Raw genomic sequence first — 26,741 nt, 5'->3', positions numbered from 1 at the left:
AAAGACGATCGCTTCAATTGGTCTTTTTGCTGAGGTTACTCAGCGGGGGCATCCATTACCGAAGATGAGCCTGCTTTTGCCAATGCTGCCAGGTCTTTATCGATGAAGAACAACGCCTTACCATCTTCGCCGACAAGCTCCAGCTTATCTAAAATCCCTTTAAACAACTTCTCTTCTTCATGTTGCTCCGCAACGTACCACTGAAGGAAGTTAAATGTTGAGTAGTCTTGAGATGTGAACGCCAGATGAGCCAGCTTGTTGATTTTCTGCGTAATCATCTGCTCATGTTCATACGTTTCGCGGAATACTTCGCCTAAGCTTGCGAAATCGTGTTTTGGCGCTGCGATCGCACCCAGGATTGGCATTGAGCCCGTCTCACTAACATACGTAAACAGACGTTGCATGTGCTGCATCTCTTCTACGGCATGAGAGCGTAAAAACTCTGCGGCACCATCAAATCCTTTGTCTTCACACCAAGCACTCATCTGTAAGTATAGATTGGATGAAAAAAATTCGAGATTAATTTGATCATTCAGTTGATCGACCATAGCTTGCGATAGCATCGAAGGCTCCTAATTCATCATAAATCACTGATGCCACTATAACATGTTCGCTGGCTATTGTTAGAACACCTTGTCCGCTCGCGATGGATATTTGATCGCGACGGCAAAAAACTTCTGAGCGAGGTGCTAATCTGTAGTTAGTCACCTACAAGGAGATAGCATTATGAGTTATCAACACATTTTAGTTGCCGTCGATCTCTCAGAAGACAGCAAACTTTTGATCGACAAAGCGGTTGCGCTGGCTAAGCCTCTGAATGCGGAGATCTCTTTTATTCATATTGATGTGAACTATGCGGAGCTCTACACCGGGCTGATCGACATCAATCTGGCGGAGACTCAGCACCACGCGATGGAAGCGTCCCAGAAACAACTGCAGGATCTGGCGAACTACGCAAACTACCCAATCAAACACACCCTGGTGGGCAGTGGCGATCTGAGTAATGAACTGTGTGACACCATCAATGAGTTCAACATTGACTTGGTCGTGTGTGGTCACCATCAGGATTTCTGGAGCAAATTGCTGTCCTCAACCCGTCAGCTTATTAATTGCTCACCTGTCGACATGTTGGTTGTACCACTCAACGACTGACGGCGAAGAAAAACTCAGTTAGACTGCAGGTAATTTTTCATTAAACCATTCTCGTTATGATTTATTTATCTGCAGTCACCCTACTTTGGGCCTTCTCATTCAGCCTGATCGGCGTTTATCTTGCCGGTCAGGTTGATTCTTGGTTTTCTGTACTGATGCGCGTGGCATTGGCCAGTATCGTTTTCCTGCCATTTCTTAAATTCAAACAAGTACCCGGTAAGCTGATCGGCAAACTGATGGCGATTGGCGGAATTCAGCTTGGCTTGATGTACTGCTTCTATTATCAGTCGTTCTTGCTGCTCTCCGTACCGGAAGTGTTGCTGTTCACCGTCTTTACGCCGATTTATGTCACCCTGATTTATGACATGCTCAAAGGACGTTTCTCTCCATGGTATCTGGTCACAGCAGTGATTGCGGTGGCGGGCGCGGCGGTGATCAAATTTGCCGGCATTAACGAAAACTTCTTCCTCGGCTTTATGGTGGTACAAGGGGCAAACCTCTGCTTTGCCATCGGTCAGGTCGGCTATAAATACGTGATGGAACGGGAAACCGTTGAGCTGCCACAACACACCGTGTTTGGTTACTTCTATCTTGGCGCGCTGGTGGTTGCGACGGTCGCATTCCTGCTGCTGGGCAACCCTGGCAAGCTGCCAACCACCTCGGTGCAATGGGGCATTCTGATTTACCTCGGTGTGATTGCCTCTGGCTTTGGCTATTTTGCCTGGAACAAAGGGGCGTGCATGGTCAACGCTGGCGCGCTGGCGATCATGAACAATGTGCTGGTACCGGCGGGTCTGGTGGTCAATATTCTGATCTGGAACCGCGATGTCGACCTGGCGCGTTTGTGTCTCGGCGGGCTGGTGATCCTGCTGTCGTTGTGGGTCAACGAAACCTGGGTGAAGCGCCGCGTGGAACTGAGCTACCGCGCTTCCGAGCAGTAATCTCTATACGATAAAAAAGCCCACCGAATGGTGGGCTTTTTGTTGAATTCATTCGAATCAGTGCATCTGCGCCATGATGCCCGCTTCGGGCAACACCACACTCGGATTGAGTGCATTGAACTTGGCTTGCAGCGCCTGCTGTTTTTTCATCATTTTCTGCTGCTGCTTGAGCACCTTAGCCAGCTTCTTCTGATATTTTTTCTGCTTTTTCAGCGTCTTCTTCGCCAGTTTCAGCGCCGCTTTTTCAGCCGACTTACTGCGCGATTGCCCCACGTTCAGCGCCAACTTGGCATTACCTTTACTCTTCATCTTTGGCAGAGCTTCCGGTTTACACAGCGCATTTTTGTCTGCCGATGAACGCGCACATGAACGACACATAAAGGCCGGCTGCGCGACAAGACGATGAATCTCACCCAAGGATGAGGTGATGTCACGACGATTTAACTTACACAAACGTTTCGTCATGGTAGAGGCTCCAGCTAAGAATAATAATAATTCTTAATCAGATATAACCGCAGGCCAACGGAAACGCAAGTGATGTTTTAGTGGCTGTCGCCCATCGCCGCAATCACGTATACGTCAAAGCGGTTCTTCTTGGTTTCGATCGCCATGCTCGGTTTATGTTCATCCAGCCATTCAGCGTAGTCCGGACGTTTTACCACCACGCGTTTGGTCGCCAGCAGTAAAGCCGGCGCCAGCAGGCTATCTGCATCGTTATCTGCCCCGACCAAGGATTGAAATACGCGCATCTCTTTTTTGACCAGCGCACTTTTCTTTTTGTTTTCCGGGTGTGGATACATAGGATCGAGGTAGACCACATCCGGGCGTTCAAAGGCGGCGTCTTGCGCCAACTGTTGCAGCGCAGAGTGGCTCGAGGCGTGCAGCAACGTCACGCGCTCACTGACCCACGGGCCGATTTCTGCATCCAGTTTGGCGCGCATCAGGCCATCGTCCAGCAAAGCTGCGACCACCGGGTGACGCTCCACCATCTGCACTTTGCAGCCCAATGACGCCAGCACAAACGCATCGCGGCCAAGACCTGCTGTGCCATCCAGCACGGTTGGCGTCACACCTTTGTTCAGCCCTGCTGCTTTGGCGATTGCCTGACCTTTACCGCCACCGAATTTACGGCGATGCGCCACGGCACCGCTGACCCAGTCGACGTAAATCGCTCCGAGTTTCGGCTCATCGGTTTTACGTAGCTCTAAGCGCTCCGCCGTCAGTACCAGCGCAAACGGACTGCTGGCATCGTGGCTTAAATGCCAGCGCTTGGCGATACGTTGCAGTTCTTCAGCACGTTCGCGGACTTCACAAATCAGTTGTAGCTGCAAAGGTCTCACTCCAGAATCGAGGGGTCAAATCGGCCGCCAGTGTAGCCGATTTTACGCGTGGCGGCTAAGCCTTCTGTGCGGTCAGCAATTGTTCAACCAGCTCGTCAATCGGCTGTGGTTTACCAATCTGATAACCCTGCGCAAAGTGAACGCCGATCTCTCGCAGGCGCTGCAAAATCGCGTCGTTTTCGACAAACTCGGCCACGGTTTGCTTACCCATCTGGCGGGCCAGATCGTGAATCGAACGTACCATCAGATGATCCATCTCATTCACATCAATGTCGCGCACAAACAGGCCGTCGATTTTGACGATATCGATCGGCAGCTTCTTCAGGTAACCGAATGATGACAACCCAGAGCCAAAGTCATCCAAGGCGATTCGGCAGCCGAGCTCTTTCAGGCGACTGAACAGAGCAATGGCCTGATTGAGGTTTCGCATCGCGGCGGTTTCCGTGATCTCAAAACAGATTTTGCTGCATGGCACGCAGCTGCTTTGCAGGCGCGCGATCAGGTTATCGATGAATTCTGCGTTCCCCATCGAGTGGCCTGAGAGGTTAATCGAGCACAAACCCAGACAAGCCAGTGCCTGCGGGCGGGTTTCAAACCAGCGCAGCGTCTGCTCCACCACCTGTTTGTCCAGTAAATGCGCCACGTTATAACGCTCTGAAGCGGGCACAAAAATCCCCGGTGATACGTACTCGCCGTCGGCGTTTTTAATCCGCACCAGAATCTCAAAGTGCATGCCTGGCTCATCAGCATTGAGCGCCAGTATTTGCTGGGCAAACAGTTCAACCCGCTCTTTGGCCAGCGCATCGTGTACCAGGTTAACGCTCTCCATCTCCAACTGGCGGCGGCGCAAATCTGCGTTGTCCTGGCGATACAAGTTATAGCGGTTGCGTCCCTCTTCTTTGGCGGCATGGCAAGCCGTGTCTGCCTGCGCATGGACCATTTGCGGTGAGGTTGCGGTGTGGTCGATCAGGCGAATACCTATCGAACAGGTCAGATTGAGGCGAATCTCCTCCCACCAGAACGCATGCTCCGCCATGGTCGCGACGATGGTTTTCGCCACCTGAATCGCATCCCGCTCTGTGCAGTCTTTAAGCAGAATGGCAAACTCATCACCGCCCATGCGTGCCAGCACCGCGTTATACGGCAATACCTCTTCGAGCATGCTGGCGCAGAACTGAATAGCGCCATCACCCGCATCGTGACCGGCGGTATCATTGAGCACTTTCAACTGGTCGAGATCGAGATACAACATGGCGTGGGTACGCAGCTCGGTGGCGGTTTCCTGCAATGCCTGCGCCAGTTCGAGTTCAAACTGGTTGCGGTTGAAGGTGTTGGTCAGCATGTCGTATTTGGCCTGATACGCCAGTTTGTCGGCCAATTGCCGGGTCTCTGTAACATCCTCGCCGACAATCAGCAGATGACCCGTTTCTACCAGCGCACGAATGTTCTCACGCACCCAGATGGCACGCCCATCCGCGTGGCGATATTCAATTTCGCGCTGCCAGATGCCTTGCAGTGACTGATTAGGTTGTAGCAGAACCTGACGCGCGCTGAGTGCCAGCTCGCTGAGATAAAAGTCGCTGAGGGGATGGCCAAGCAGTTGTGATGCCTGAAAACCAAGCAACTGCTCGGCAAAACGGTTCACCTGCTGAATGCGGTTCTGTTCATCCAATGTCAGCATCATCACAGGTTGCAAATCGTAGTAGTGGCTGAGGCTGGCTTCACGCTGAAACAATTTGTCTTCGGTGATTTTTCGCCAGGTAATGTCCTGACCCTCACACAAATATTGAATAGGTACACCCGGCACGGTCAGCATCGGTTTGAACGCCCATTCAAGCATCATCGAACCCTGCTCCGCGTGCCAGATTTCCGCCTCAAACTGACGCGGCTGAGTCGACACTTCTTCAAAATACTCTTTAATGCGCTGCGCCGAGGCATCTTCCCAGTGAGGGTGTGTCCACAGGGGCAGCTCCAGGTTCATCCCCTGGCGATAAAACAGTTCCTGAAACTTGTGGTTGCAGGAAATCAGGCGCCCCGAATGGTCAAGAATACCGATGTAGTGATTGCTCTGCTCAAACACCGATTCGAGCAGAATCTGGTTATCGCGGCTCAAGCGCTCACTGCTGCGCAGACGCAGCACATAGTAAAGCAGCAGCGCGATAACCACAGAGAAAAACAGCAGAATGAGGAGTACACCAGCCAGATCCCAGTGCTGGTGATTGTTCAAGCCAAAAGCCAGACCAAGAAGTGACTCTGTGTCTGAGGTCGAGAACGAAGCGGCGAATGCGGGGAAAATGCCCGTCAGGCTCAGTAATAACGATTGCATTAAGAAAGATAAGCGAGCCACAAACGGATTCCTTGGCAGAGTCGATGATTAATGATATCACTCGATATCAAAGAATATCCGCGTGATATTCTGACCAATTGCACAAATCTCAGGAATTCATATGCAAGTAGCCTCGACAAAGCTGGACGAATTGGATCGCGCGATTCTGAAAATTTTGATGGATGATGCCCGCACGCCCTACGCCGAAATGGCCAAGCAGTTCAACGTCAGTCCGGCCACCATTCACGTTCGAATCGAAAAAATGAAGGCCGCCGACATCATTCAGGGAACGGAAGTGGTGGTAAACACCAAAAAGCTCGGGTACGACGTCTGCTGTTTTATCGGCATCAACCTTAACGCCGCGCGTGACTACCATTCGGCGCTGGCCAAACTCAATGCGCTGGATGAGGTGGTTGAAGCCTATTACACCACGGGCGCGTACAACATTTTCGTTAAGCTGATGTGTAAGTCGATCGAAGAGTTGCAATACGTGTTGATTGATAAGTTGCAGGCGATTGACGAAGTGCAGTCGACCGAAACGCTGATCTCGCTGCAAAACCCGATCAACCGCAACGTCAACCCATAAAAAAGCCCGGCACTCAGTCCGGGCTTTTTACGCAATATCGTTATTTATTGAGGTATTTCAACAGCTCGTCTGGAGAGATACCTTGCTTGGCGAGTTCTTTAGCCAGCAAATCCACTTGCTCATTTTTACGAGAATCAATCACTTGCTGAAACTGGAAAACCAGATCACGCAACACAGGCAGTGGTACCTGTTTAGCCGCACTACGAACACGCTCACTACTTTGGTTACCCAGTTCTGTTAGCAATTTGCCGAACATCACCTTTTCTGGAGACTCATCGAGTTGTTCCCAGATGCGGGCCATTTCATAGGTTGTCATAGACATTGTTTAGTGATTCCAAGTGATTACTAAAAGGGTGAGAGGCAACAATATACACGCCTTATCTCATTTAGAAAATAGCCCTTTGAGTGAATTTACCAAAGCTTACGCTACGACTCCAAAGCCCACTGATGCCAGGCGCGGCCTGCTTTTGAAAACAGAATGATCAAGGCCGGAGCGATAAGCCACATATGCAATGCGATCATCATTTGCGGCTCCAAGTGTAAACGTTGCAATGTTCCGACCACCAGACCAGAACCACTCATTTGGAATAAACCTAACAGTGCCGCCGCCGTACCCGCTTTATCACCGAACGGTGCCAGCGCTTTTCCAGCCGCCGCCCCGAGAATCCAGGCAAACCCAACCGACGAAAGGAAGATAGGAAGCATAAAGGCAAATGCGGTCGCCACACTCGCCAACATCACCATCGCCACGCCAGCCACCAGCAGCGAACTGATGCCCATGACTAAGGTGGTGTGAGTACCGAAGCGATCCATCACGCGTGGCGCAGTCATACAGGCAATGATGTTTACCACGGCGTTGACGCCAAACCAGAACGTAAACTGATTCATCGTCAGGCCGAGGCGTTCCATCAACACCACAGGAGCGGATGTCACATAAGCCAGAATCACTGCCATCGCCAGCAAACATAATGAGGCATGAAAGACAAATGATGGTGTCTTGAGTACCGACCAGTAGCGCGACAGCTTAAACACCGCTTGTTTTTCAGTGCTTGGGTTGGTCTCTTTCATACGCATCAGCAGCAACAGGCCGACCGTCAGCGCAAACCCAGCCATAAAGCTGAAGTTCGCGCGCCAGCCAAACTGTTGAGTCAGCCAGCTTCCCAGAATCGGCGCAAGAGCAGGAATAAAACAGATCGCGCCGTTGAGGTAGCTGATCATTTTGCCGCTGCGTTGCGGACCAAAGATATCGCGAACTGTCGCAAAGGCTGCTACCGATGTCGCACATGCACCTAAGCCTTGTAGCAGACGGGCTGTCAGCATCCATTCAATGCTTTGTGCGCTCCACGCCAATAAAGCGCTCACCGCATAAATGCTGATACCACCCAATGCAACAGTTCGACGACCGAGTTTGTCTGCCAGTGGGCCGGCAAACAGCTGACCGACACCCATAGCAAACAGAAACCAAGTAATCGTGTCCTGAGCCAGAGCGTGTTCCACGTGAAACGTCTGAGAGATCTGCGGCAATGCAGGCAAATAAATATCAATCGCCAAAGGGCTAAACAGGACCAACAGCGTCAGTAATATCATTTGCTGTTTACTCGGTCCGCCAGATTGCGTCACGCTCACGTTCTACTCCAACTAAATTAATGAGACTTCGCGCATAATAGAGTAATCATGATATGCGTAAAAATGGCTTATAATCATCCGTAATATTCCTCAAAGGAAAATCAGATGAAGATTGAAAAGTTAGCGCGCATCGATCTCAACTTACTGGTGTGTCTCAAGGTACTCAGTGAAGAGCTGAGCGTGACCCGCACCGCCAACCGCCTCTACCTCAGCCAGTCGGCGGTGAGTAAATCGCTGGCCAAGCTGCGCGAGCAGTTTGACGACCCGTTGTTCATTCGTACCTCGCACGGCCTGAAACCAACGCCCAAAGTGGTGTTTCTCAAACCTAAACTGGACATTCTGGTGAACCAGCTCGAGCTCATCACTCAGCCGGAACAGTTTTCCCCGCAGTCGAGTGAATACCGCTTTCACATCGCCACGGTGGAAAGTGTCTATCCGTTGATCCTGCCGCATTTCTTGCCTGCCATTTTCAGTCAGGGTCCGAATCTCAACATCAGCACACACGCCTGGACAGATCAGACGTTCAAGAAACTACAACTGGGCGAACTCGATTTTGGCCTGACGGGGAAAGACATCGACATCAACGATGCGCGGCTGACCATGATGCCGCCGAGCGATATCTGCGAGCAGGAAATTTACCGCGATACCCAGATGTGTGTGGTGCGTCATAATCACCCGGCCCTGAGCCAACCCTGGAATCTGGAGCAGTACCTGTCGCTGCGTCATGTGCAGGTACGGTGCGATGGCAATGACCGCTGGCTGCTCGACTATCGACTGGCAGACATGGGCTATGAGCGTGATATCGCCATCACCGTGCCGGATTTCAACAGCGCAGCCAGCTTGTGTACCTACACCGACTTTGTGTTTACCGCGCCGAGCCATTTTACTCATTTGGTCGCGCAGCAAATGGGCTTGGTGGTGCTGCCGTTGCCGTTAGAATTTCCGCCGATGGCTTACACTCTGTTCTGGCATCGCGACCGGGAAAACGACCCGGCATTGAACTGGCTGCGCCAGATCATTCAAACCAAAACACTACACTTGAGATAAAGCGACGGATATTTGCACGCCTTTGGTAAAAGGAGTAGCTTATCCGCACTTGTCCCGGGCCAGCTGATCACAGCCTGCGCCGTCACAAAGGACTGTTAATAAGGATAATCACAGATGCCACAATCCATTTCCCAACGTGTTGCCGAACTGCGTAACTGGCTGACACAACAAGGTTTAGATGCACTCATTGTGCCTCACGAAGACGAGTACCTCGGCGAATATGTCCCTGAACACAACGAACGCCTGCATTGGCTGACGGGTTTTACCGGTTCAGCGGGTGCTGCAGTGATCACCGGCGAAAAAGCGGCGATCTTCGTCGATGGTCGGTATACTGTGCAGGTTCGCAAACAAGTTCCGGGAGAACTGTTTGAGTATCGTCACCTGATTGAAGAACCGTATCTGGCGTGGCTGAAAAGCGCCCTGCCGGCGGGCAGCAAAGTGGGTTACGACCCACGTATGCACCGTGCAAGCTGGCTGAAAGCCGCGCACACCACGCTGGACGGCGAACTGCAACTGGTCGCCACCCGTGGCAACGCCATTGACCAACTGTGGCATGACCGCCCGGCTCCCGTGGTCTCTGACATGCGCCTGATGGGTAATGAGCTCGTCGGCGTCGACAGCGCAACCAAACGCCGCACCATCGCAGATATTCTGGTCAGCAAAAAGGCCGACAGCGCAATTCTGACTGAGCTCGATTCCATCTGCTGGCTGCTCAACATTCGTGGTCTGGATGTCTCTCGCCTGCCAGTTTTGCTGTCGCACGCGATTGTGCATGCGGACGCCAGTGTCGACTTTTTCCTCGATCCGGCACGTCTGGCGGCAGGCTTTGACGCCCACGTCGGTTCAGGTGTGCGCGTACATCATCCGGAAACTCTCGAATCACAACTGGTGCAACTGCGCGGAAAACGCGTGATTGTGGACCCAGCCACCAGCAACGCTTGGTTTACACTGGTACTGCAAAATGCCGGTGTCGAGCTGCTGAGCGATGCCGATCCGTGTCTGCTGCCAAAAGCCGCTAAGAACGCAACCGAAATTGCCGGCATGAAAGCGTGCCATGTACGCGATGGCGCGGCGATGACCAAGTTCCTCGCCTGGCTGGACAGCGAAGTGGCGGCCGGACGCCTGCACAACGAAGCTGAGCTTGCCGATCAACTGCAAGCATTCCGCGAGCTGGACCCGACTCTGGCAGATCTGAGCTTTGATACCATCTCTGCAGCCTGCAGCAATGCCGCCATGTGTCACTACAACCACATGAACCAGCCACAACCGGGTCAGCTGGAAATGAACACGCTGTATCTGGTCGATTCAGGCGGTCAGTACACCGACGGCACCACCGATATCACCCGCACTATCGCGATTGGCGACGTGAGCGACGAGATGAAGCAGCAGTTTACTCTGGTGCTTAAAGGCCACATTGCACTGGCCAAAGCCCGTTTCCCGCAAGGCACCTGCGGCCATCAGCTCGATGTGCTGGCACGTCAGCATCTGTGGGCCAATGGCTACGATTACGATCACGGTACCGGCCACGGTGTCGGTCACTTCCTGAGTGTGCATGAAGGCCCGCAACGCATCGGCAAAGTGTTCAACAATGTCGCTTTGCGCCCGGGAATGGTGCTGTCGAACGAGCCGGGTTACTACCGCGCTGATGGCTTTGGGATCCGTATTGAGAACCTGGAACTGGTTACCGAAATTGCCACTCAAGGTGATTTTAACGTGCTCGGTTTTGAATCGCTGACCCGCTGCCCAATTGATGTGCGAGCCATTAACGTCAACATGCTGACCAAGCCGGAACTGAACTGGCTGAATGACTACCACGCCAAAGTATGGAACGAAGTCAGCCCGCTGGTGGAAGGCGAAGTTCAAGCCTGGTTGCGTCAAGCAACGCAACCGATCAGCCACGTTTAAGCGCAAATCTTAATTCTATCAATCCCTTAACGAGCCATCGTTAAGGGATTTTTTGTATCCGCTTTCCTCCCTGCCACTTGCTCCTCTGCTATTTTCATACAATTCTAAAGTTTCCACTTCAAATCAAAAAAAATATTTATCAGTTATCTCATTGTTTTTAATAAAAATATCAAGCAACAAAAACCAAACAGAACACCAATTGCACAACATTTTAGTTTGAGATCTAACAATTTTTTGTTTAACGTATATTTAACTAATCGTTCAATTAAAAATGATAAGGAGTGCAGATGCCGAAAGTTGGGATGCCCGACATACGCAAACCGCAATTGGTTCAAGCAACCATGGCCGTTATCGAACGAGTGGGATTACACGCTGCCAGTATTGCGCTGATCAGCCGTGAAGCCGGGGTATCCACTGGCATCATCAACCACTACTTCGGCGGCAAACATGGTCTGCTGGAAGAAACCATGCGCGCGATTTTGCGTGAACATTCGGTCACCGTCACTCAGGCACTGGCGAAAATCCCGCAGCACGAGCATCAGGCACGGATCAATGCCATCGTGAATGCCAACTTCGAAGGATTTCAGGCAGAAAGTCAGGTGGTTAAAACCTGGCTGGCGTTCTGGTCCTATTCGATGCACGACGCGCAGTTGAACCGCTTACAACGAGTCAACGAACAACGCCTGTTCTCTCACCTTAAAATTGAACTTAAAGCCCTTCTGCCCCGTCACCACGCTCAACAGGTGGCACACGGGATCGCTGCTCTGATCGATGGTATCTGGCTACGCGGTGCGCTGAATCCTGATGGAATCAACGCTCAGCAAGCCCGGTTATTGATAAACGATTACTTAGAAATACAACTGGCGCAGCATGCGCTGACGACAACCAGCTAGGTCTTCAAATGGAAAAAGCATCACTTTATATCGATGGCGCGTTAAAACACGCGTCATCCGGGGAAACCTTTACCTCATACAACCCGGCCACCGGCGAACCGCTTGCGGTTTTGGGCCTTGCGAGCGCTCAGGATGTGCAGGACGCGATTGATTCTGCGCAGCGCGGTTTCTCGATTTGGTCAGCAATGACTGCTGTCGAACGCAGCCGTATTCTGCTCAAAGCAGTCGCCATATTGCGTGAACGTAACGACGAACTGGCGCTGCTGGAAGTACTCGATACCGGTAAGCCGATTCAGGAAGCAGATTGCGTTGATATCGCCACCGGCGCTGACGTCATCGAATACTTCGCTGGCCTCGCTCCTGCCTTGCAAGGCGAGCAACAGCCGCTCTCCGCCAGCCAGTTTTTCTACACCCGCAAAGAACCGTTAGGCATCTGCGCCGGGATTGGGGCGTGGAACTACCCGATTCAAATCGCGATGTGGAAATCGGCTCCGGCTCTGGCTGCGGGTAATGCAATGATTTTTAAACCGTCCGAAGAAACGCCGCTCACCGCATTGAAACTGGCGGAAATCTTCACCGAAGCGGGCCTGCCGGATGGTGTGTTTAACGTCGTGCAAGGCGATGGCCGCGTCGGCCAGATGCTGACCGCGCACCCGGCGATTGCCAAAGTTTCCTTCACGGGTGAAACCGGCACAGGTAAAGCTGTGATGGCGGACAGCGCGCGCACACTCAAATCCGTCACCATGGAGCTTGGCGGCAAGTCCCCACTGCTGGTGTTCGATGATGCCAAGCTGGATCAGGCAGTTTCCGCGGCGATGACCGCCAACTTCTACACCCAAGGCGAAGTATGTACTAACGGTACCCGTGTTTATGTGCATGAAAACCTTTACGACGCATTCATCGATCAGCTGAAGTGTCGCACTGAAAAACTGATCGTGGGCGATCCGCAAGATCCGAACACACAGATTGGTGCGCTGATTTCCAAAAACCACATGCACAAAGTGCTGGCCGCTATCGACAGCGCCAAAACAAGCGGTGCCAAACTGCTGACCGGCGGCTATCAGGTGACGGACAACGGACTGGCTAACGGTAACTTCGTTGCGCCGACGGTGTTCGTCGACTGCGACGAAGCGATGAGTTTTGTGCAGCAGGAAATCTTTGGTCCGGTGATGGCCGTCATGAAGTTCAGCGACGAGCAGGAGGTCATCCAGCGCGCCAACAACACGCACTATGGTTTAGCCGCAGGCGTGTTCACTCAGAACCTGTCGCGCGCGCACCGTGTCATCCACCAGCTGCAAGCGGGTATTTGCTGGATTAACACCTGGGGAGACTCTCCGGCTCCGATGCCTGTTGGCGGTTTTAAGCTCTCCGGTGTCGGTCGTGAAAACGGCATCGAAACGCTAAACCATTACACTCAGACAAAAAGTGTGTTGGTGGAACTGGATGATTTCGTCGGTCCGTATGCGTAAGGAGACAGCATGAAACAACACTTTGACTACATCATCATCGGTGCGGGCTCGGCAGGTTGTGTGCTGGCCGATCGTCTGACGGAAAGTGGTGAACACTCAGTGCTGCTGCTGGAAGCCGGCGGCAGTGACAAAAGCATCTTCATTCAGATGCCCACCGCGCTCTCTTACCCGATGAACAGCGACAAATACGCCTGGCAATTTGAATCGCTGCCAGAGCCCGGCCTCGATGGCCGCGCCCTGCACTGCCCGCGTGGCAAAGTGCTCGGCGGCAGTTCTTCAATCAACGGCATGGTTTATGTCCGAGGCCACGCCTGCGACTTTGATGAGTGGCAACAGCAAGGTGCTAAAGGCTGGGATTACGCGTCGTGCTTGCCGTACTTCAAACGTGCTGAACGCTGGAGCGGCGGCGCGGATGAATACCGTGGCGGCGATGGCCCACTGGCGACCTGCAACGGTAACGACATGAGGCTCAACCCGCTCTATCAGGCGTTCATCGACGCCGGTCAGCAGGCGGGTTACCCGCAAACTGACGACTACAACGGTTACCAGCAAGAAGGCTTTGGCCCGATGCACATGACCGTCGACCACGGCGTACGCGCCTCCACCGCCAACGCTTATCTGCGCCGCGCGCTCAAACGCAACAACCTGACCCTGCTGAAAGGTGTGCTGAGCCGCAAAGTGGTGCTGCAAAACAAGCGCGCAATTGGTGTGGAATTTGAACGCAACCGCCAGATTCAGGTGGCATTTGCCAACCGTGAAGTGGTCTCTTGCGCCGGATCGATCGGCTCTCCGCAACTGCTGCAACTTTCCGGCATTGGTCCGCGTGACGTACTGGAAAATGCCGGCGTTGAAGTACAACACGAACTGCCCGGTGTGGGCGAAAACTTGCAGGATCATCTGGAGATTTATTTCCAGTATCGCTGCCAACAACCGATCACACTGAACAGTAAGCTGGGTTTGCTCAGTAAAGGCATGATTGGTGCCGAATGGATACTGACCAAACGTGGCTTGGGCGCCACCAACCATTTTGAGTCCTGTGCGTTTATTCGCTCTCGCGCCGGACTCAAGTGGCCCAACATTCAATACCACTTTTTACCAGCTGCTATGCGCTATGACGGACGAACCGCGTTCGACGGCCATGGTTTTCAGGTCCATGTCGGCCCGAACAAACCATTAAGCCGTGGTCGTATCTGGATTCGTTCCGCCGATCCCAAGCACAAACCAGCCATTTTGTTCCGTTACCTTTCCGAGCAACAGGATATTCAGGATTGGCGTGATTGCATTCGCCTCACGCGTGAAATTCTGGCTCAACCTGCTTTGGATAGTTATCGCGGTGACGAAATTCAACCCAGTCTGGCGGTCAGCAGTGACGCTGACATCGACGCCTGGGTGAAACAAAACGTAGAAAGTGCCTATCACCCGTCGTGCAGCTGCAAAATGGGCGCCGACGATGATGCGATGGCCGTACTCGATAGCGCTTGCCGGGTACGGGGAATTGATGGGCTGCGAGTGGTGGATTCGTCCGTTTTTCCAACCATTCCAAACGGCAATTTAAACGCGCCGACCATTATGGTCGCCGAGCGCGCCGCAGACCTTCTGTTGGGTAAAGCACTGCTTGCCCCAAGCGAAGCCCCTGTGTGGATCGCACCGCAATGGCAGACCCAACAACGAGAAACCGCGCCAAAACGTGCGCTGGATACTCAACCGTCTGTGGAATTGATAACAAAATAAGGAAATACCCATGCGTAAAGTCATGACCTTCACGGCAGCCACGCTGCTCTCACTCAACGCCTACGCTAACAGCTGTAGCACCGTTCGCTTCGCCGATGTCGGCTGGACCGACATTACGGCCACCACCGCAGTGACAACGGAACTGCTGCATGGTCTCGGCTATCAGACCAAAACCGACCTGTTGTCCGTACCGGTCACCTACTCATCGATGGCGAACGGCGACATTGATGTCTTTCTCGGTAACTGGATGCCGACCATGGAAGGCGACATTGCCAAGTACCGTGACTCTGGCACAGTGGAAACGCTGCGCGCCAACCTCGAAGGCGCCAAATACACGCTGGCGGTACCGAAATACGTGTATGACGCCGGGGTGAAATCGTTCGCTGATCTGGCCAAACACGCAGAAGAGTTCAAGCACCGTATTTACGGCATCGAACCGGGTAACGATGGCAACCGCCTGATTCAGTCGATGATCGACAAGAACGCTTTTGAGCTCAAATCATTCGATCTGGTTGAATCGAGCGAAGCCGGTATGGTGTCGCAGGTGAAACGCGCCGTGCGCCGACACGAGTGGATCGCCTTCCTCGGTTGGGCACCGCACCCAATGAACAGCAACGTTGAGATGGAGTATCTCAGCGGCGGTGACGATTTCTTCGGTCCAAACTACGGCGGGGCCAACGTGTATACCAACGTGCGTCAGGACTACGTTTCGCAATGTCCGAATGTCGGCCAGTTGCTCAACAACCTCTCTTTCAATCTGGAGATGGAAAATGCGTTGATGGAAGCGATCCTCAACCAAGGTCAGCAACCATCGAAGGCGGCCAAAGCGTGGTTGCGTGAGCACCCGGAAGTATTGTCAAAGTGGCTCAACAAGGTAACCACACTCAATGGCAAACCTGCTGAGCAAGCCATCAAAGACTACCTCAACTCAGACGTTTAACTCGGAACAGGTGGAGTTCCACTCCACCTTTCTTAAGGGACTTATCAAACTATGATTAGCGATCACAAAATTCCGTTAGGCAGTTGGATGGAAACCGGGGTCGACTGGCTGACTCTGCACGCGTCCGGCTTCTTTGACGCCATCTCATTTCTGTTCGAGAGCATCATCATGGTGCTGGTCGATGTCTTCAAATGGTTTCCTCCAGCAGTACCGATCGTGGTCACCGCCGCTCTCGCCTGGTGGCTGCACCGCAGTCTGTCACTGGTCATTTTTATCATCGCGGCGCTGCTGCTGATTCTCAACCTGGGCTACTGGCAGGAAATGCTGGAAACTTTTGTTTTGGTGTTTGCCGCGACAACGATTTCCGTATTAATTGGCGTCCCTCTGGGCATCATGGCCGCGCACCGACCTTGGATGTACACCGTGATGCGTCCGATTCTCGATTTGATGCAAACGGTACCGACCTTCGTGTATCTGATTCCAACTCTGGTGCTATTCGGCCTTGGTATCGTGCCGGGTCTGATCTCTACCATTATCTTTGCTATCGCCGCACCGATTCGCCTGACCTATCTCGGCGTGACTCGCGTGCCGGAAGAACTGATTGAAGCGGGTAAAGCGTTTGGTGCAAGCAATATGAAATTGCTGTTCAAAGTCGAATTGCCGGCCGCATTACCCAGCATCATGGCGGGCGTGACTCAGTGCATCATGTTGTCATTATCGATGGTGGTCATTGCTGCCCTGGTCGGTGCCGATGGTTTGGGTAAACCGGTCATTCGCGCGCTCAACACCGTCAATATTTCACAGGGATTTGAGGCTGGCCTGGCCATTGTTCTGGTCGCGATCATTCTCGACCGTCTATGCAAAGCACCCAATAGCAAGGAGGTGTCGTAATGAACGCTATCAGTATTGAAAATCTGGATGTGGTGTTTGGTGCCAACACAGCACCCGCTCTCGACCTGCTGGACCAAGGCAAAAGTCGTCAGCAAATCATCGACGAAACAGGATTAGTCGTGGGTGTGGATAATGTCAGCTTGGATGTTCGACAAGGTGAAATCTGCGTGTTGATGGGCTTGTCAGGCTCGGGAAAATCCAGCCTGCTGCGAGCTGTGAATGGCCTCAACCCGATTACGCGTGGCGCCCTGAAAATTCAGGATGGCGACAATTGTGTCGACCTTGCGCACTGCGATGAAGCAACCTTACGTCACCTGCGCACCGATAAAGTCTCGATGGTCTTTCAGAAGTTCGCGCTGATGCCGTGGCTGAATGTGCTGGATAACGTGGCATTTGGTCTGGAGATGCAAGGCATCGGTAAAAGCGAACGCCGCCAGCGCGCACGTGAAAAGCTGGCCATGGTCGGCTTGTCGGAATGGGAGAAGAAATTTCCCCATGAGTTATCCGGCGGTATGCAGCAACGCGTCGGTCTGGCCCGCGCCTTTGCGATGGACAGCGACATTTTGTTGATGGATGAACCGTTCTCCGCCCTCGACCCGCTGATTCGCAGCCAACTGCAGGATGAATTGTTAAGCCTGCAACAACAGCTCAATAAGACCATCGTATTCGTCAGCCACGATCTGGATGAAGCGCTCAAGATTGGTTCACGCATTGCTATCATGGAATCAGGCAAACTGATTCAGTATGGCAAACCGGAAGAAATTGTTCTGACGCCAAAAACGCAATACGTACAGGACTTCGTTGCCCACACAAATCCGCTCAACGTTCTGAAAGGTCGCTCGCTGATGAACAGCTGTGACGACCTCATTCAGGACAACGGTCGCTGGCAAATCTGTCAGCAGTCGAATGTGTGGGTTGAACAGCGTGAGCAGCAATGGGTCGTGTCTGGTGATACACCATTGGAGCTGATTCAATGGCACGCCGAGATGCAGCATCAACAGCTGAGCCAACAATCTTTGGTCATGGCCAGTCCGGATATCGATATGCGTGATGCAATTGAAATTCGCTACCACACTGGCAACCCGATTCTGCTGATGGAGAACAATCGTCTGGTGGGTACCTTGAGCGACCACGACTTCTATCACGCGTTGCTTGGAAAGTATCATCAGGCTCAAGCGGCTTGAATCCAATGAAAATATTTCGCTGTGCTAGATAAAATAAAGGCGACCAAAAGGTCGCCTTTTTGTGTTTCACGTGAAACATTGTCACCGCTCAGCCAGAGTAAACGGTATGCCAGTCGTGCCAAACCGCTTCCAAACCCTTGGCTTTGATTGCCTGCTCAACTTGCCAGGCAGGACGCTCATCGCTGGTCGCAAACTGCTCCAGTTCGGCTTTCGGATCAGCATAGCCGCCCGGCTGAGTTTTCGATGCCGCCGACATACTGGTGATACCCAACATCGCCACGTTATCGCGAAACTGTGGCGTCTCACGGGTCGACAATGACAGCTCCACTTCCGAGTTCAACAGACGAAACGCGCAAATCAACTGCACCAGTTGTTTGTCACTCATGACAGACTTCGGCTGTAGTGCCCCTTCACAGGGCCGCAAACGCGGGAACGAAATCGAGTAACGTGATTGCCAGTAAGTCTTCTCCAAGTAGTGAAGATGCTCAGCAACATAGACACAGTCGGTGCGCCAGTCCTCCAAACCGATCAGTGCCCCTAAGCCAATTTTATCGATCCCTGCTTTGGCCAATCTGTCTGGTGTGTCGAGACGAAAATCAAAATCCATCTTGTTGCCACGTAAATGATGCTGCGCATACGTCGATGGATGATACGTCTCCTGATACACCATTACTGCGTCGAGCCCTAAGGTTTTCAGCTCAGCGTACTCTTCCTGCTTCAGCGGTTGCACTTCCATCGCCAGATAATGGAACGACTGCTTGATCACGGGCAGCATCTGACGAAAGTAGTTCATACCAACTTTGGTTTCATGCTCACCAGTAACGAGCAGCACGCTGTCGAACTTCATCTGTTTGATCGCCGCAATCTCCTTCTCCACTTCCGCTTGTGTCAAGGTTTTACGTTTGATGCGGTTCTCCATGGAAAAACCGCAATACGTGCAGGCGTTGGCACACAGGTTAGACAGATAGAGCGGAATGTAAAACGACATGGTGTTGCCAAAGCGGCGACGAGTCGCCTGATAAGACAGTTGCGCCATTTGTTCCAGATACGCTTCACCAGCCGGAGAAATCAGAGCCTTGAAGTCCTCCACGTCACGTTTGCTTTTCGCCAGTGCTCGCTCAACGTCAGCCGCGGTTTTGCCGTACACCGACAACTTAATGTCATCCCAACCAAGTTGGTTGAATCTTTGTACAAAGCTCATCGTTAACCATCCAGAAATGCAGTGAACGGACTCGATGCGGCAGCGTGTTGGTGTTGCGCCGCCAGGCCAGATTCATAAGCCAGTCGCCCCGCTTCCACTGCGAGCTTGAAGGCACGCGCCATTGCAATCGGGTCGCGCGCAGTAGCGATAGCGGTATTCACCAGCACGGCGTCAGCACCCATCTCCATCGCCAGCGCCGCATCCGAAGGTGCGCCAATGCCGGCATCGACAATCACTGGCACGTTCGCCTGATCGATGATGATTTCCAGAAAGGTCTTTGAACTCAGCCCCTGATTGGTACCAATCGGAGCACCGAGCGGCATGACCGCGGCGCAGCCCACTTCCTCTAGCCTTTTACACAGCACCGGATCGGCATGGCAATACGGCAGCACGGTAAAGCCATCTTTCACCAACTGCTCCGCCGCTTTCAACGTTTCGATCGGGTCAGGCATCAGGTATTTCGGGTCTGGGTGGATTTCCAGTTTGAGCCACGACGTCCCCAATGCTTCACGAGCTAAGTGCGCAGCAAAAACCGCATCGCGCGCTGTTTTCGCCCCCGAGGTGTTCGGTAATAAATGAATCCCCGCTTCAATCAACGGAGCCAAAATATCATCATCACGTTCGGCTAAATCGACGCGCTTAAGCGCCATCGTGACCAGCTCAGATTCACAATGACGAATAGCGTCGGCCATCAGATGACGATTGGCAAATTTGCCCGTCCCGGTTAAAAGGCGGGAACGAAAAGTTTTATCAGCTATGGTTAACATGGCGTTCAGCCTCCTGCAATCGCCTGAAAAAGAGAAATGTGGTCACCGTCGCTGAGCACCATTTGGTGCCATAAACCACGAGGAATAACCTGATCGTTAATCGCAAACACGCAGCCTTGCACGGGCAGTTCAAGCTGAGTTTGCACATTCGCCAACGTGCTACCGGCTTGCGCGGAGTGCGGCTGCGTGTTGATGTGAATCGTGATGGTCATAACACGTCCTCATTGATTGGGGATGCCAGGTTTGTGGTTTGATGGTCGGATTGAGACGCGCTGCAAACCGAGCAATCGGGGTCATTCAGCAAGCGCCACTTTTGCCACTGCATGGTGAGACCATCAAAACGCATTACCTGATGAGATTGGAAGTTGTTGAGTTGCAGCAGCCATTGCATCGCCATCAGCGCCTGAAGGTTGCCGATGGAACCCACCACAGGCCCCATCACTCCTAGATCGGTGCAACGCCCCGAAGTTGGCGTCACATCGTCCGGTACCAAGCAGCGATAGCAGCCTAAAGGCTGATGGGCAAAATCAAACGCCACCAACTGACCTTCCCAGCCAATCGCCGAACCCGAGATCAGTGGCTTGCGCGCAGAAAAACAGGCGGCGTTGATCGCATGCCGCGTTTCCAGATTGTCACAGCAATCCAGCACGATATCAGCTTGACTGACTTCCAAGCTCAGTAAATTACTGTCCATTCTGCGCTGCACGGTTCTGACCCGGCATTCAGGATTGATGGCCGCCAGCGTTTGTGCCAAGGCTGCGACTTTCGGTTGCTTGAGCTGAGTTGCACGATACGCCAATTGGCGATGTAAATTGGACAGCTCAACGCAATCGTCATCGGCAATCACAAGATGGCCGACACCGGCTGCCGCCAAATATTGCGCCGCGGCCGTGCCTAAACCGCCACAACCGACGACCAATACTCGGCCATTAAGTAGCTTTTGTTGGCCACGCTCGCCAATCTCAGTCAACGAAATCTGGCGCTGATACCGTACAAATTGTTCATCCGACAACATTGCTGTGCTCCTTAGACGACGCCAGCGACGACGCTAAGATATGCTGCAACGTGTCGACAGCCGCGGCCACGTTCTTTGCCTCAGTGATAGCTCTCACCACTGCGATGCTGCTTACTCCGCACGCCAGAACTTGCTCAGCATTGAGCGCATCAATCCCACCTATCGCCACACTGGGCACACCAACTGCGTCGCCATAAGGCATCGAATCAAGCAGTCGCTGATACAACGCCAAGCGCACCAGTCCCTGCGGTTTAGAAGGCATCTGTTTGGTGGTAGTCGGGAAAATATGACCTAAGGCAATATAGCTCGGCGCCAATTGGTGAATGCGCAGCAATTCAAAGTAACCGTGGGTGGATAAACCCAGTCGAAGGTTATTCTCCAATAGCACATTCAAATCGACCGTCTGCAGATCTTCCTGCCCCAGATGCACGCCGTAAGCACCATGTTTTGCCGCCAGTTGCCAATAATCATTAATGAACACCTGCGCCCCGAACTCGCGGCCAAGACGAATGGCTTCAATCACCTGCTGTTCCAAGTCGGTTTGATACGGGTCTTTGATGCGCAGTTGAATGGTGGTGATACCCAGCGGTAATAGCTGCGCGATCCAGCGGACATCATCCACCACCGGGTAAACACCCAGTGATTCCGGTGTCAGGGTTGGAAAAGCGGAAAGGTCGGATTGGGTTTGTGGTTGAGGAAAGTGTCGGTAGTCGTATGGCCATGTTTCACGTGAAACATTCATGGCTGCTCGACTCAACACCAAAGCATCTTCGATAGGGAAATCAAGACTCAAGCACGCCAGCACCCATGCTAAATGACGCCAACAGTCGGCAGGTTCCAGCGCGTTAACCTGAAGCAGGTGACGGACTTCGTCTGAATGTTGCCAACGATCAATAACACGGCCTTGGTGCGGCTCTTCGCCAATAAAAATCCAACCATCATGCACGAGCGAGGCAGACAAATCTTTGGCCGCAGCACCATAGTGCAGCACCCAATCCGCATCAGGTTGAACTTGAGTAAACCAATTACAGGACAAACTGAGAGTCGTGTCGCCAACAAGTTGCAAATAAGGAGTTGAGCTCACGCCCAACTCGATATGTCCAATCGCAAAGCCCTGTTGTTCGGCGAGCAATAGCACCCGCTGCACTTCTCCCGTCAGTTCAATACTCTGAGATGGGATAAGTAATTTCACGATTTATTCCTCAGTCACTGTCTCTGCTGACGCAACCGCTGGGTGATAAAGTTCGGATCCTGAAGCTACGAACTCCTGAGATTTCTGGCGCATGCCTTCGAGCGGATCGTCGAGCATCTTGACCTGAATGGCTTGTTCGCCGGTCGCCATGTCTGCGTTGGCGTACGTGCGGCGTACTTCCTGCGAGATTTTCATCGAACAGAATTTCGGACCACACATCGAACAGAAATGCGCGACCTTGCCTGACTCCTGCGGCAACGTTTCATCGTGGAACGCGCGCGCTGTCACCGGATCCAGCGACAGGTTGAACTGGTCTTCCCAACGGAATTCAAAGCGCGCTTTAGACAGCGCGTTGTCGCGAATCTGCGCGCCAGGATGCCCTTTGGCCAAATCAGCCGCATGCGCAGCGAGCTTGTAGGTGATAAGACCGGTTTTTACATCTTCCTTATTCGGCAACCCTAAGTGCTCTTTAGGCGTCACGTAGCACAGCATGGCACAACCAAACCAACCGATCATCGCGGCACCAATGCCGGAAGTGATGTGGTCATAACCCGGAGCAACATCGGTAGTTAATGGGCCTAAAGTGTAGAATGGTGCTTCGTGGCAATGTTCCAGCTGCTCATCCATGTTGGCTTTGATCATGTGCATTGGCACGTGCCCAGGGCCTTCAATCATCACCTGCACATCGTATTCCCACGCCACTTTAGTCAGTTCGCCCAATGTTCTCAATTCGGCAAACTGCGCTTCATCGTTAGCATCAGCAATCGACCCCGGACGCAGGCCATCGCCCAGCGACAGTGCCACGTCGTACTTCGCACAAATCTCGCAGATTTCACGGAAGTGAGTGTAAAGGAAGTTTTCCTGATGATGAGCCAGACACCATTTAGCGATGATAGAACCGCCGCGTGAAACAATACCCGTCACTCGCTTCGCAGTCATCGGCACGTAGCGCAGCAGCAGGCCGGCGTGAATGGTGAAGTAATCCACACCCTGCTCTGCCTGTTCCAACAACGTATCGCGCATCACTTCCCAGGTCAGGTTCTCGGCAATGCCATTCACTTTTTCCAATGCTTGATACATAGGTACCGTACCAATCGGCACGGGGCTATTGCGCAGAATCCATTCACGCGTTTCGTGGATATTACGTCCGGTCGACAGATCCATTACGGTATCGCCGCCCCAACGGGTTGCCCAAACCAGTTTTTCAACTTCCTCTTCAATTGACGAACTCACTGAAGAGTTACCGATGTTCGCATTCACCTTCACTAAGAAGTTACGGCCAATAATCATCGGCTCTGATTCTGGGTGGTTGATATTGCATGGAATGATTGCACGACCTTCAGCGACTTCCTGACGAACAAATTCAGGGGTAATGTCTTTTGGCAGGTTGGCACCAAAGTTTTGTCCCGGATGCTGACGGTTCAACTGTTCGTCTTGGTAACGACGACGCCCCATGTTTTCGCGCAGCGCAATGTATTCCATTTCTGGAGTGATCATTCCCTGACGCGCGTAGTGAAGCTGAGTCACGCGGCGGCCCGCCTTAGCACGGCGAATGATTGGCAGGTTACCGTAACGCAGTTCATCCAGTGTATGGTCAGCCAGACGCTCACGTGCGTACTCCGAGCTCATGCCCGCGAGAACTTCGGTATCCTCGCGCTCCATAACCCACTGTTCACGCAGCTTAGGCAGCCCCTGATAGAGGTCGATGGTGTAATCAGGATCAGTGTACACACCAGAAGTGTCATACACGCACACTGGTTCATTCGCTTCGTAAACGGGCGCTTCCTTTGTGCCGCCAATCAGGCTATCGGCGAGAGAGATTTCGCGCATTGGCACGCGGATATCATCGCGCGAACCAGTCAGGTATGTTTTCTTTGAATTTGGGTACGGCTGTACCGAGAGAGTTTCAATAAACTGTTTGGCTTCCAGTCTCGCTTGTTTGCGATTCGACATAGCATTTTCCTTTATTAGGATTTTAGGGATAAATGCTTGGCGGAAAGATGCGACAAGAGGTGATCAGACAGATCTTGGAACTGAAGATACGACGATCCACAGATCGCCAGAGATTGTCTTCTCTTGTTCCCTTCGCAGGTTCTAACCTGATCAGGTTCAACGGATCCCGAATAAACGGTCTCAGCCTTATGGCACTCCGACAAGTGAAGTCATTATAGAGAAGTCATTTCGCTAAACAAGCAGAAAAGTAGAGTTTTTAATCAGCCTCGAATCAACCATTGATACGCAACCCAGGCAGCAGAAATACTCAACAGTACATTGAGCAGTACGTTAAGCCCCATCTTAAAAAAAGCACCTTGTTGCATTAGAAGTACGTTATCCATCGAGAACGTTGAAAACGTCGTTAACGCACCAAGGAATCCCAGACCGACAATCTGACGCCAAGGATAAGGAGCTAACCATTCATTCTCAAAGGCTGCGATTAAGAGTCCCATGATAAAAGAACCGACGATGTTAACGGTCAACGTACCGTATGGATAACTGCGCCCAAATAGCGTCACACACCATTCAGAGACCAAATAGCGTGAGCAAGCACCAATTGCTCCACCGATTGCAATCAAACCTAAAATTGCCAACTGCCCCATGTACCCTCCCAATTTGTTGCAATCATTGTAATGGCTCACCGTCTAAAAATGAGCCACAACGAGTAAAAAAATAGTTTTCAATAACAGCAATTAGCCTGCCAAAGTGAGGATAAATACAAACGTTACAGGAGTCACTTATTCAAGCAACTTCGATAAAGCCCATCAAGCCCGTTTTCATATGCTCGATAACATGACAGTGATACATCCATCGACCTGGGTTGTCAGCGACAAACGCCGCTTTGGCACTGCCATTTTTACCCAGCAATACGGTATCGGTATGGAATGGCTTTTCCAGCGTTTTTCCATCAAGTTCAAGCACGGTAAAAGTGTGGCCATGCAGATGGATAGGATGGTGATACTGAGTAACATTACGCAGATTGAAAATATAGGTTTTCCCCAACTCCAGCTTTGCCAATGGCTCTGGAATATCGCCAGCACTCATACCTTCCCAGGCCCGTTTATTGACCAGCCAAAAATTCGGCACAGCATGGCCACTCTTATCCGCAGGAGTCACGGCTCCTTCCCATTCAAACACAAAGTCGATTTCCTGCGCCTGATAGAGCTTCACGGGTGCAATAGGATTTAACGGCAGCGATGGGATAGATTTATCACTCGCGAGCCAGGACTCCTCACTGAGGAATTCACACAGAGGAAAGGCAAACTTACCCTTCATTTGACGCACATAAACCTTATCGCCAGCTTTTGGCGCGATAAAGGCGATATCCAAACGCATTCCCGGGCCTATCTTATGCTGTGTTAGCTGATATGGTGTTTCGATCGGATTGCCATCAATAGCAATCACCCAAGCCTCAACACCTTCAACAGCGATCGGATAGGTAATAGTGTTATCCACGTTAGCGATTCGAGCTCTCACCGTCGCATTCTGTTTAATTGTGTACTGTGGATTGTGCTTACCATTGACCGTACCCCATTCACCTGGTGTACCCATACGCGCGCTGTAACGAGGGATCATTAAATCCTTCCATTGCCCTTTTTTATCAAGATGCCAATGTTTAAGCATCAGCGCATGCTCTTCATCAAATACAACAGGTTCAGCTTCTTCAACGATGATCAGGCCAACCAAGCCCATACCAAGCTGTTTGACGCTGTTCATGTGCGGATGATACCAAAAGGTCCCGGCATCCGGCGGCGTAAACTCGTAGGTAAAGCTCTCACCGGGCATGATAGGAGGTTGACTAAGGAAAGGAACCCCATCCATCGCGATAGGAATACGCAGGCCATGCCAGTGTATCGTGGTCGGCTCATCCAGCTTATTGGTGAAGTGAATCGTCACCTTCCGCCCCTGGCGGCAACGTATCGTAGGAGCCGGAATAGAACCGTTGAAGCCCAGAACTGATGTAGAGTAACCCGGAACCAGCGATGCTTGTGCCGGCTCAGCCGTCAACTGATAAACATATTCGTCCTCTTTCGATGTCAGTTTAAGCAATGAACACGCTGGTAAAGCGGCGCTAACACCCAACGCAGAACCCAATTTTAAGAAATGACGGCGAGAAAGATCCATAACCAGTCCTGATAACAATATTTTCTGGATTGGTAATAAAACTGATTCGCAACAAAATGTAAATGATGCGTTGTTGAAATAGAGAAGGAAAACCAAGTAAACCGGATTTTCCACCTTATTTAGAGATTGATAAGCAATAAAAAAGGCTCCAGCAATCGCTGGAGCCTTTAATAATGGCAGGGGTGGAGAGATTCGAACTCCCAACACGCGGATTTGGAATCCGCTGCTCTGCCAATTGGAGCTACACCCCTAAATTTTGGTCTTCTAGATTGAAGAAAACCCCAGCATTGCTGCTGAGGTCTTAAATAAGTGGCGGAGCGGACGGGACTCGAACCCGCGACCCCCGGCGTGACAGGCCGGTATTCTAACCAACTGAACTACCGCTCCGCACTGGTTAGACTCAAGAGTCTAAATTT

25 protein-coding genes, 2 tRNA genes and 1 riboswitch are annotated in these 26,741 nt (G+C 52.1%); of the genes, 11 read left to right on the top strand and 16 right to left on the bottom strand.

The window, feature by feature from the left end; genetic code table 11:
* Nucleotides 1–35: 35 nt before the first annotated feature.
* Nucleotides 36–563, bottom strand: a complete 528-nt coding sequence (gene ftnA, locus JIG40_RS17645) for a non-heme ferritin (RefSeq protein WP_020331883.1) — start codon at nt 561–563, stop codon at nt 36–38.
* Nucleotides 564–726: 163 nt separating this feature from the next.
* Between ftnA and uspA the strand changes: the two genes are divergently transcribed.
* Entirely contained in the window at nt 727–1,152 is a 426-nt protein-coding gene (gene uspA, locus JIG40_RS17640; RefSeq protein ID WP_020331882.1) for a universal stress protein UspA, read from the top strand.
* Nucleotides 1,153–1,208: 56 nt separating this feature from the next.
* Nucleotides 1,209–2,093, top strand: coding sequence for a carboxylate/amino acid/amine transporter (locus JIG40_RS17635; RefSeq protein ID WP_199465754.1), 885 nt, complete (start codon nt 1,209–1,211; stop codon nt 2,091–2,093).
* Between the two features lie 57 nt (nt 2,094–2,150).
* On the opposite strand, the gene JIG40_RS17630 is transcribed toward JIG40_RS17635, so the two are convergent.
* The 3 genes from JIG40_RS17630 to JIG40_RS17620 form a co-directional block, all read right to left on the bottom strand.
* Nucleotides 2,151–2,558, bottom strand: a complete 408-nt coding sequence (locus JIG40_RS17630; RefSeq protein WP_055452940.1) for a hypothetical protein — start codon at nt 2,556–2,558, stop codon at nt 2,151–2,153.
* A 77-nt stretch (nt 2,559–2,635) separates the two neighbouring features.
* Nucleotides 2,636–3,424, bottom strand: coding sequence for a class I SAM-dependent methyltransferase (locus JIG40_RS17625; RefSeq protein ID WP_020331879.1), 789 nt, complete (start codon nt 3,422–3,424; stop codon nt 2,636–2,638).
* Nucleotides 3,425–3,488: 64 nt separating this feature from the next.
* A complete protein-coding gene (locus tag JIG40_RS17620) occupies nt 3,489–5,780 on the bottom strand; it encodes an EAL domain-containing protein (RefSeq protein WP_199465753.1) in 2,292 nt (763 codons plus the stop codon).
* A gap of 100 nt (nt 5,781–5,880) precedes the next feature.
* On the opposite strand from JIG40_RS17620, the gene asnC reads away from it, so the two are divergent.
* Nucleotides 5,881–6,345: a transcriptional regulator AsnC gene (gene asnC, locus JIG40_RS17615; protein ID WP_020331877.1), complete on the top strand. Its 465-nt coding sequence runs from the start codon at nt 5,881–5,883 to the stop codon at nt 6,343–6,345.
* Between the two features lie 40 nt (nt 6,346–6,385).
* Here the strand turns inward: asnC and JIG40_RS17610 are convergent, their stop codons facing one another.
* Entirely contained in the window at nt 6,386–6,667 is a 282-nt protein-coding gene (locus JIG40_RS17610; protein ID WP_199465752.1) for a hypothetical protein, read from the bottom strand.
* A 104-nt stretch (nt 6,668–6,771) separates the two neighbouring features.
* Nucleotides 6,772–7,932 carry a multidrug effflux MFS transporter gene (locus JIG40_RS17605; RefSeq protein ID WP_172560585.1) on the bottom strand — a complete coding sequence of 387 codons (1,161 nt, stop codon included), beginning with the start codon at nt 7,930–7,932 and terminating at the stop codon, nt 6,772–6,774.
* A gap of 144 nt (nt 7,933–8,076) precedes the next feature.
* Here JIG40_RS17605 and JIG40_RS17600 point away from each other — a divergent pair, with 144 nt between their 5' ends.
* The 8 genes from JIG40_RS17600 to choV all read left to right on the top strand — a co-directional run bounded on the left by JIG40_RS17600 (nt 8,077) and on the right by choV (nt 18,031).
* A complete protein-coding gene (locus JIG40_RS17600) occupies nt 8,077–9,018 on the top strand; it encodes a LysR family transcriptional regulator (RefSeq protein ID WP_020331872.1) in 942 nt (313 codons plus the stop codon).
* A gap of 114 nt (nt 9,019–9,132) precedes the next feature.
* Entirely contained in the window at nt 9,133–10,923 is a 1,791-nt protein-coding gene (locus JIG40_RS17595) for an aminopeptidase P family protein (RefSeq protein WP_047459812.1), read from the top strand.
* 287 nt (nt 10,924–11,210) lie between these two features.
* Nucleotides 11,211–11,816 carry a transcriptional regulator BetI gene (gene betI, locus JIG40_RS17590; RefSeq protein WP_199465751.1) on the top strand — a complete coding sequence of 202 codons (606 nt, stop codon included), beginning with the start codon at nt 11,211–11,213 and terminating at the stop codon, nt 11,814–11,816.
* An 8-nt stretch (nt 11,817–11,824) separates the two neighbouring features.
* Nucleotides 11,825–13,285 (top strand): betaine-aldehyde dehydrogenase, encoded by a 1,461-nt coding sequence (gene betB / locus JIG40_RS17585; protein ID WP_199465750.1) that lies wholly within the window; start codon nt 11,825–11,827, stop codon nt 13,283–13,285.
* Between the two features lie 9 nt (nt 13,286–13,294).
* Entirely contained in the window at nt 13,295–15,016 is a 1,722-nt protein-coding gene (gene betA, locus JIG40_RS17580; protein ID WP_199465749.1) for a choline dehydrogenase, read from the top strand.
* Between the two features lie 10 nt (nt 15,017–15,026).
* Nucleotides 15,027–15,956 (top strand): choline ABC transporter substrate-binding protein, encoded by a 930-nt coding sequence (locus JIG40_RS17575; protein ID WP_158151619.1) that lies wholly within the window; start codon nt 15,027–15,029, stop codon nt 15,954–15,956.
* A 51-nt stretch (nt 15,957–16,007) separates the two neighbouring features.
* The gene (gene choW, locus JIG40_RS17570; protein WP_199465748.1) at nt 16,008–16,847 is read left to right on the top strand and encodes a choline ABC transporter permease subunit; all 840 of its coding nucleotides are present in this window, start codon (nt 16,008–16,010) and stop codon (nt 16,845–16,847) included.
* Entirely contained in the window at nt 16,847–18,031 is a 1,185-nt protein-coding gene (gene choV / locus JIG40_RS17565) for a choline ABC transporter ATP-binding protein (protein WP_165881513.1), read from the top strand. Before choW ends, choV begins: the two co-directional genes overlap by 1 nt.
* Nucleotides 18,032–18,119: 88 nt before the next feature.
* Here choV and thiH read toward each other — a convergent pair whose 3' ends face one another.
* From thiH to JIG40_RS17515, 10 genes are all read right to left on the bottom strand, one after another.
* Nucleotides 18,120–19,232, bottom strand: coding sequence for a 2-iminoacetate synthase ThiH (thiH, locus tag JIG40_RS17560; RefSeq protein ID WP_158142504.1), 1,113 nt, complete (start codon nt 19,230–19,232; stop codon nt 18,120–18,122).
* 2 nt (nt 19,233–19,234) lie between these two features.
* The gene (locus JIG40_RS17555; protein ID WP_061057065.1) at nt 19,235–19,999 is read right to left on the bottom strand and encodes a thiazole synthase; all 765 of its coding nucleotides are present in this window, start codon (nt 19,997–19,999) and stop codon (nt 19,235–19,237) included.
* A 5-nt stretch (nt 20,000–20,004) separates the two neighbouring features.
* A complete protein-coding gene (gene thiS, locus JIG40_RS17550; protein ID WP_158151616.1) occupies nt 20,005–20,211 on the bottom strand; it encodes a sulfur carrier protein ThiS in 207 nt (68 codons plus the stop codon).
* Nucleotides 20,208–21,014 (bottom strand): HesA/MoeB/ThiF family protein, encoded by an 807-nt coding sequence (locus JIG40_RS17545; protein WP_199465747.1) that lies wholly within the window; start codon nt 21,012–21,014, stop codon nt 20,208–20,210. The genes thiS and JIG40_RS17545 overlap by 4 nt, the downstream gene beginning before the upstream one ends.
* A complete protein-coding gene (locus JIG40_RS17540; RefSeq protein WP_199465746.1) occupies nt 21,001–22,206 on the bottom strand; it encodes a thiamine phosphate synthase in 1,206 nt (401 codons plus the stop codon). The genes JIG40_RS17545 and JIG40_RS17540 overlap by 14 nt, the downstream gene beginning before the upstream one ends.
* 3 nt (nt 22,207–22,209) lie before the next feature.
* Nucleotides 22,210–24,159 (bottom strand): phosphomethylpyrimidine synthase ThiC, encoded by a 1,950-nt coding sequence (gene thiC / locus JIG40_RS17535; protein ID WP_199465745.1) that lies wholly within the window; start codon nt 24,157–24,159, stop codon nt 22,210–22,212.
* Between the two features lie 110 nt (nt 24,160–24,269).
* Nucleotides 24,270–24,368, bottom strand: a riboswitch (TPP riboswitch).
* A 51-nt stretch (nt 24,369–24,419) separates the two neighbouring features.
* On the bottom strand, nt 24,420–24,803 hold the full coding sequence (gene crcB, locus JIG40_RS17530) for a fluoride efflux transporter CrcB (protein WP_158147013.1): 384 nt from the start codon (nt 24,801–24,803) through the stop codon (nt 24,420–24,422).
* Nucleotides 24,804–24,942: 139 nt separating this feature from the next.
* The gene (locus JIG40_RS17525; protein ID WP_158151883.1) at nt 24,943–26,325 is read right to left on the bottom strand and encodes a multicopper oxidase family protein; all 1,383 of its coding nucleotides are present in this window, start codon (nt 26,323–26,325) and stop codon (nt 24,943–24,945) included.
* A 174-nt stretch (nt 26,326–26,499) separates the two neighbouring features.
* Nucleotides 26,500–26,576 (bottom strand) — tRNA-Trp (locus JIG40_RS17520).
* A gap of 59 nt (nt 26,577–26,635) precedes the next feature.
* Nucleotides 26,636–26,712, bottom strand: a tRNA-Asp gene (locus JIG40_RS17515).
* Nucleotides 26,713–26,741 lie beyond the last annotated feature (29 nt).

Source organism: Vibrio sp. bablab_jr001, assembly GCF_016464285.1.
In the GTDB taxonomy this organism is placed as follows: domain Bacteria; phylum Pseudomonadota; class Gammaproteobacteria; order Enterobacterales; family Vibrionaceae; genus Vibrio; species Vibrio fluvialis.
The sequence above is the reverse complement of the archived record's forward strand: the minus strand, read 5'-3'. Positions and strand labels throughout refer to the sequence as shown.

Excerpts from the sequence above, each read along its gene's own strand:
- ftnA (WP_020331883.1), bottom strand. The coding sequence starts at position 563 with ATGCTATCGCAAGCTATGGTCGATCAACTGAATGATCAAATTAATCTC.
- uspA (WP_020331882.1), top strand. The coding sequence starts at position 727 with ATGAGTTATCAACACATTTTAGTTGCCGTCGATCTCTCAGAAGACAGC.
- JIG40_RS17635 (WP_199465754.1), top strand. The coding sequence starts at position 1,209 with ATGATTTATTTATCTGCAGTCACCCTACTTTGGGCCTTCTCATTCAGC.
- JIG40_RS17630 (WP_055452940.1), bottom strand. The coding sequence starts at position 2,558 with ATGACGAAACGTTTGTGTAAGTTAAATCGTCGTGACATCACCTCATCC.
- asnC (WP_020331877.1), top strand. The coding sequence starts at position 5,881 with ATGCAAGTAGCCTCGACAAAGCTGGACGAATTGGATCGCGCGATTCTG.
- JIG40_RS17610 (WP_199465752.1), bottom strand. The coding sequence starts at position 6,667 with ATGTCTATGACAACCTATGAAATGGCCCGCATCTGGGAACAACTCGAT.
- JIG40_RS17605 (WP_172560585.1), bottom strand. The coding sequence starts at position 7,932 with ATGATATTACTGACGCTGTTGGTCCTGTTTAGCCCTTTGGCGATTGAT.
- JIG40_RS17600 (WP_020331872.1), top strand. The coding sequence starts at position 8,077 with ATGAAGATTGAAAAGTTAGCGCGCATCGATCTCAACTTACTGGTGTGT.
- JIG40_RS17595 (WP_047459812.1), top strand. The coding sequence starts at position 9,133 with ATGCCACAATCCATTTCCCAACGTGTTGCCGAACTGCGTAACTGGCTG.
- betI (WP_199465751.1), top strand. The coding sequence starts at position 11,211 with ATGCCGAAAGTTGGGATGCCCGACATACGCAAACCGCAATTGGTTCAA.
- betB (WP_199465750.1), top strand. The coding sequence starts at position 11,825 with ATGGAAAAAGCATCACTTTATATCGATGGCGCGTTAAAACACGCGTCA.
- betA (WP_199465749.1), top strand. The coding sequence starts at position 13,295 with ATGAAACAACACTTTGACTACATCATCATCGGTGCGGGCTCGGCAGGT.
- JIG40_RS17575 (WP_158151619.1), top strand. The coding sequence starts at position 15,027 with ATGCGTAAAGTCATGACCTTCACGGCAGCCACGCTGCTCTCACTCAAC.
- choW (WP_199465748.1), top strand. The coding sequence starts at position 16,008 with ATGATTAGCGATCACAAAATTCCGTTAGGCAGTTGGATGGAAACCGGG.
- choV (WP_165881513.1), top strand. The coding sequence starts at position 16,847 with ATGAACGCTATCAGTATTGAAAATCTGGATGTGGTGTTTGGTGCCAAC.
- thiH (WP_158142504.1), bottom strand. The coding sequence starts at position 19,232 with ATGAGCTTTGTACAAAGATTCAACCAACTTGGTTGGGATGACATTAAG.
- JIG40_RS17555 (WP_061057065.1), bottom strand. The coding sequence starts at position 19,999 with ATGTTAACCATAGCTGATAAAACTTTTCGTTCCCGCCTTTTAACCGGG.
- thiS (WP_158151616.1), bottom strand. The coding sequence starts at position 20,211 with ATGACCATCACGATTCACATCAACACGCAGCCGCACTCCGCGCAAGCC.
- JIG40_RS17545 (WP_199465747.1), bottom strand. The coding sequence starts at position 21,014 with ATGTTGTCGGATGAACAATTTGTACGGTATCAGCGCCAGATTTCGTTG.
- thiC (WP_199465745.1), bottom strand. The coding sequence starts at position 24,159 with ATGTCGAATCGCAAACAAGCGAGACTGGAAGCCAAACAGTTTATTGAA.
- crcB (WP_158147013.1), bottom strand. The coding sequence starts at position 24,803 with ATGGGGCAGTTGGCAATTTTAGGTTTGATTGCAATCGGTGGAGCAATT.
- JIG40_RS17525 (WP_158151883.1), bottom strand. The coding sequence starts at position 26,325 with ATGGATCTTTCTCGCCGTCATTTCTTAAAATTGGGTTCTGCGTTGGGT.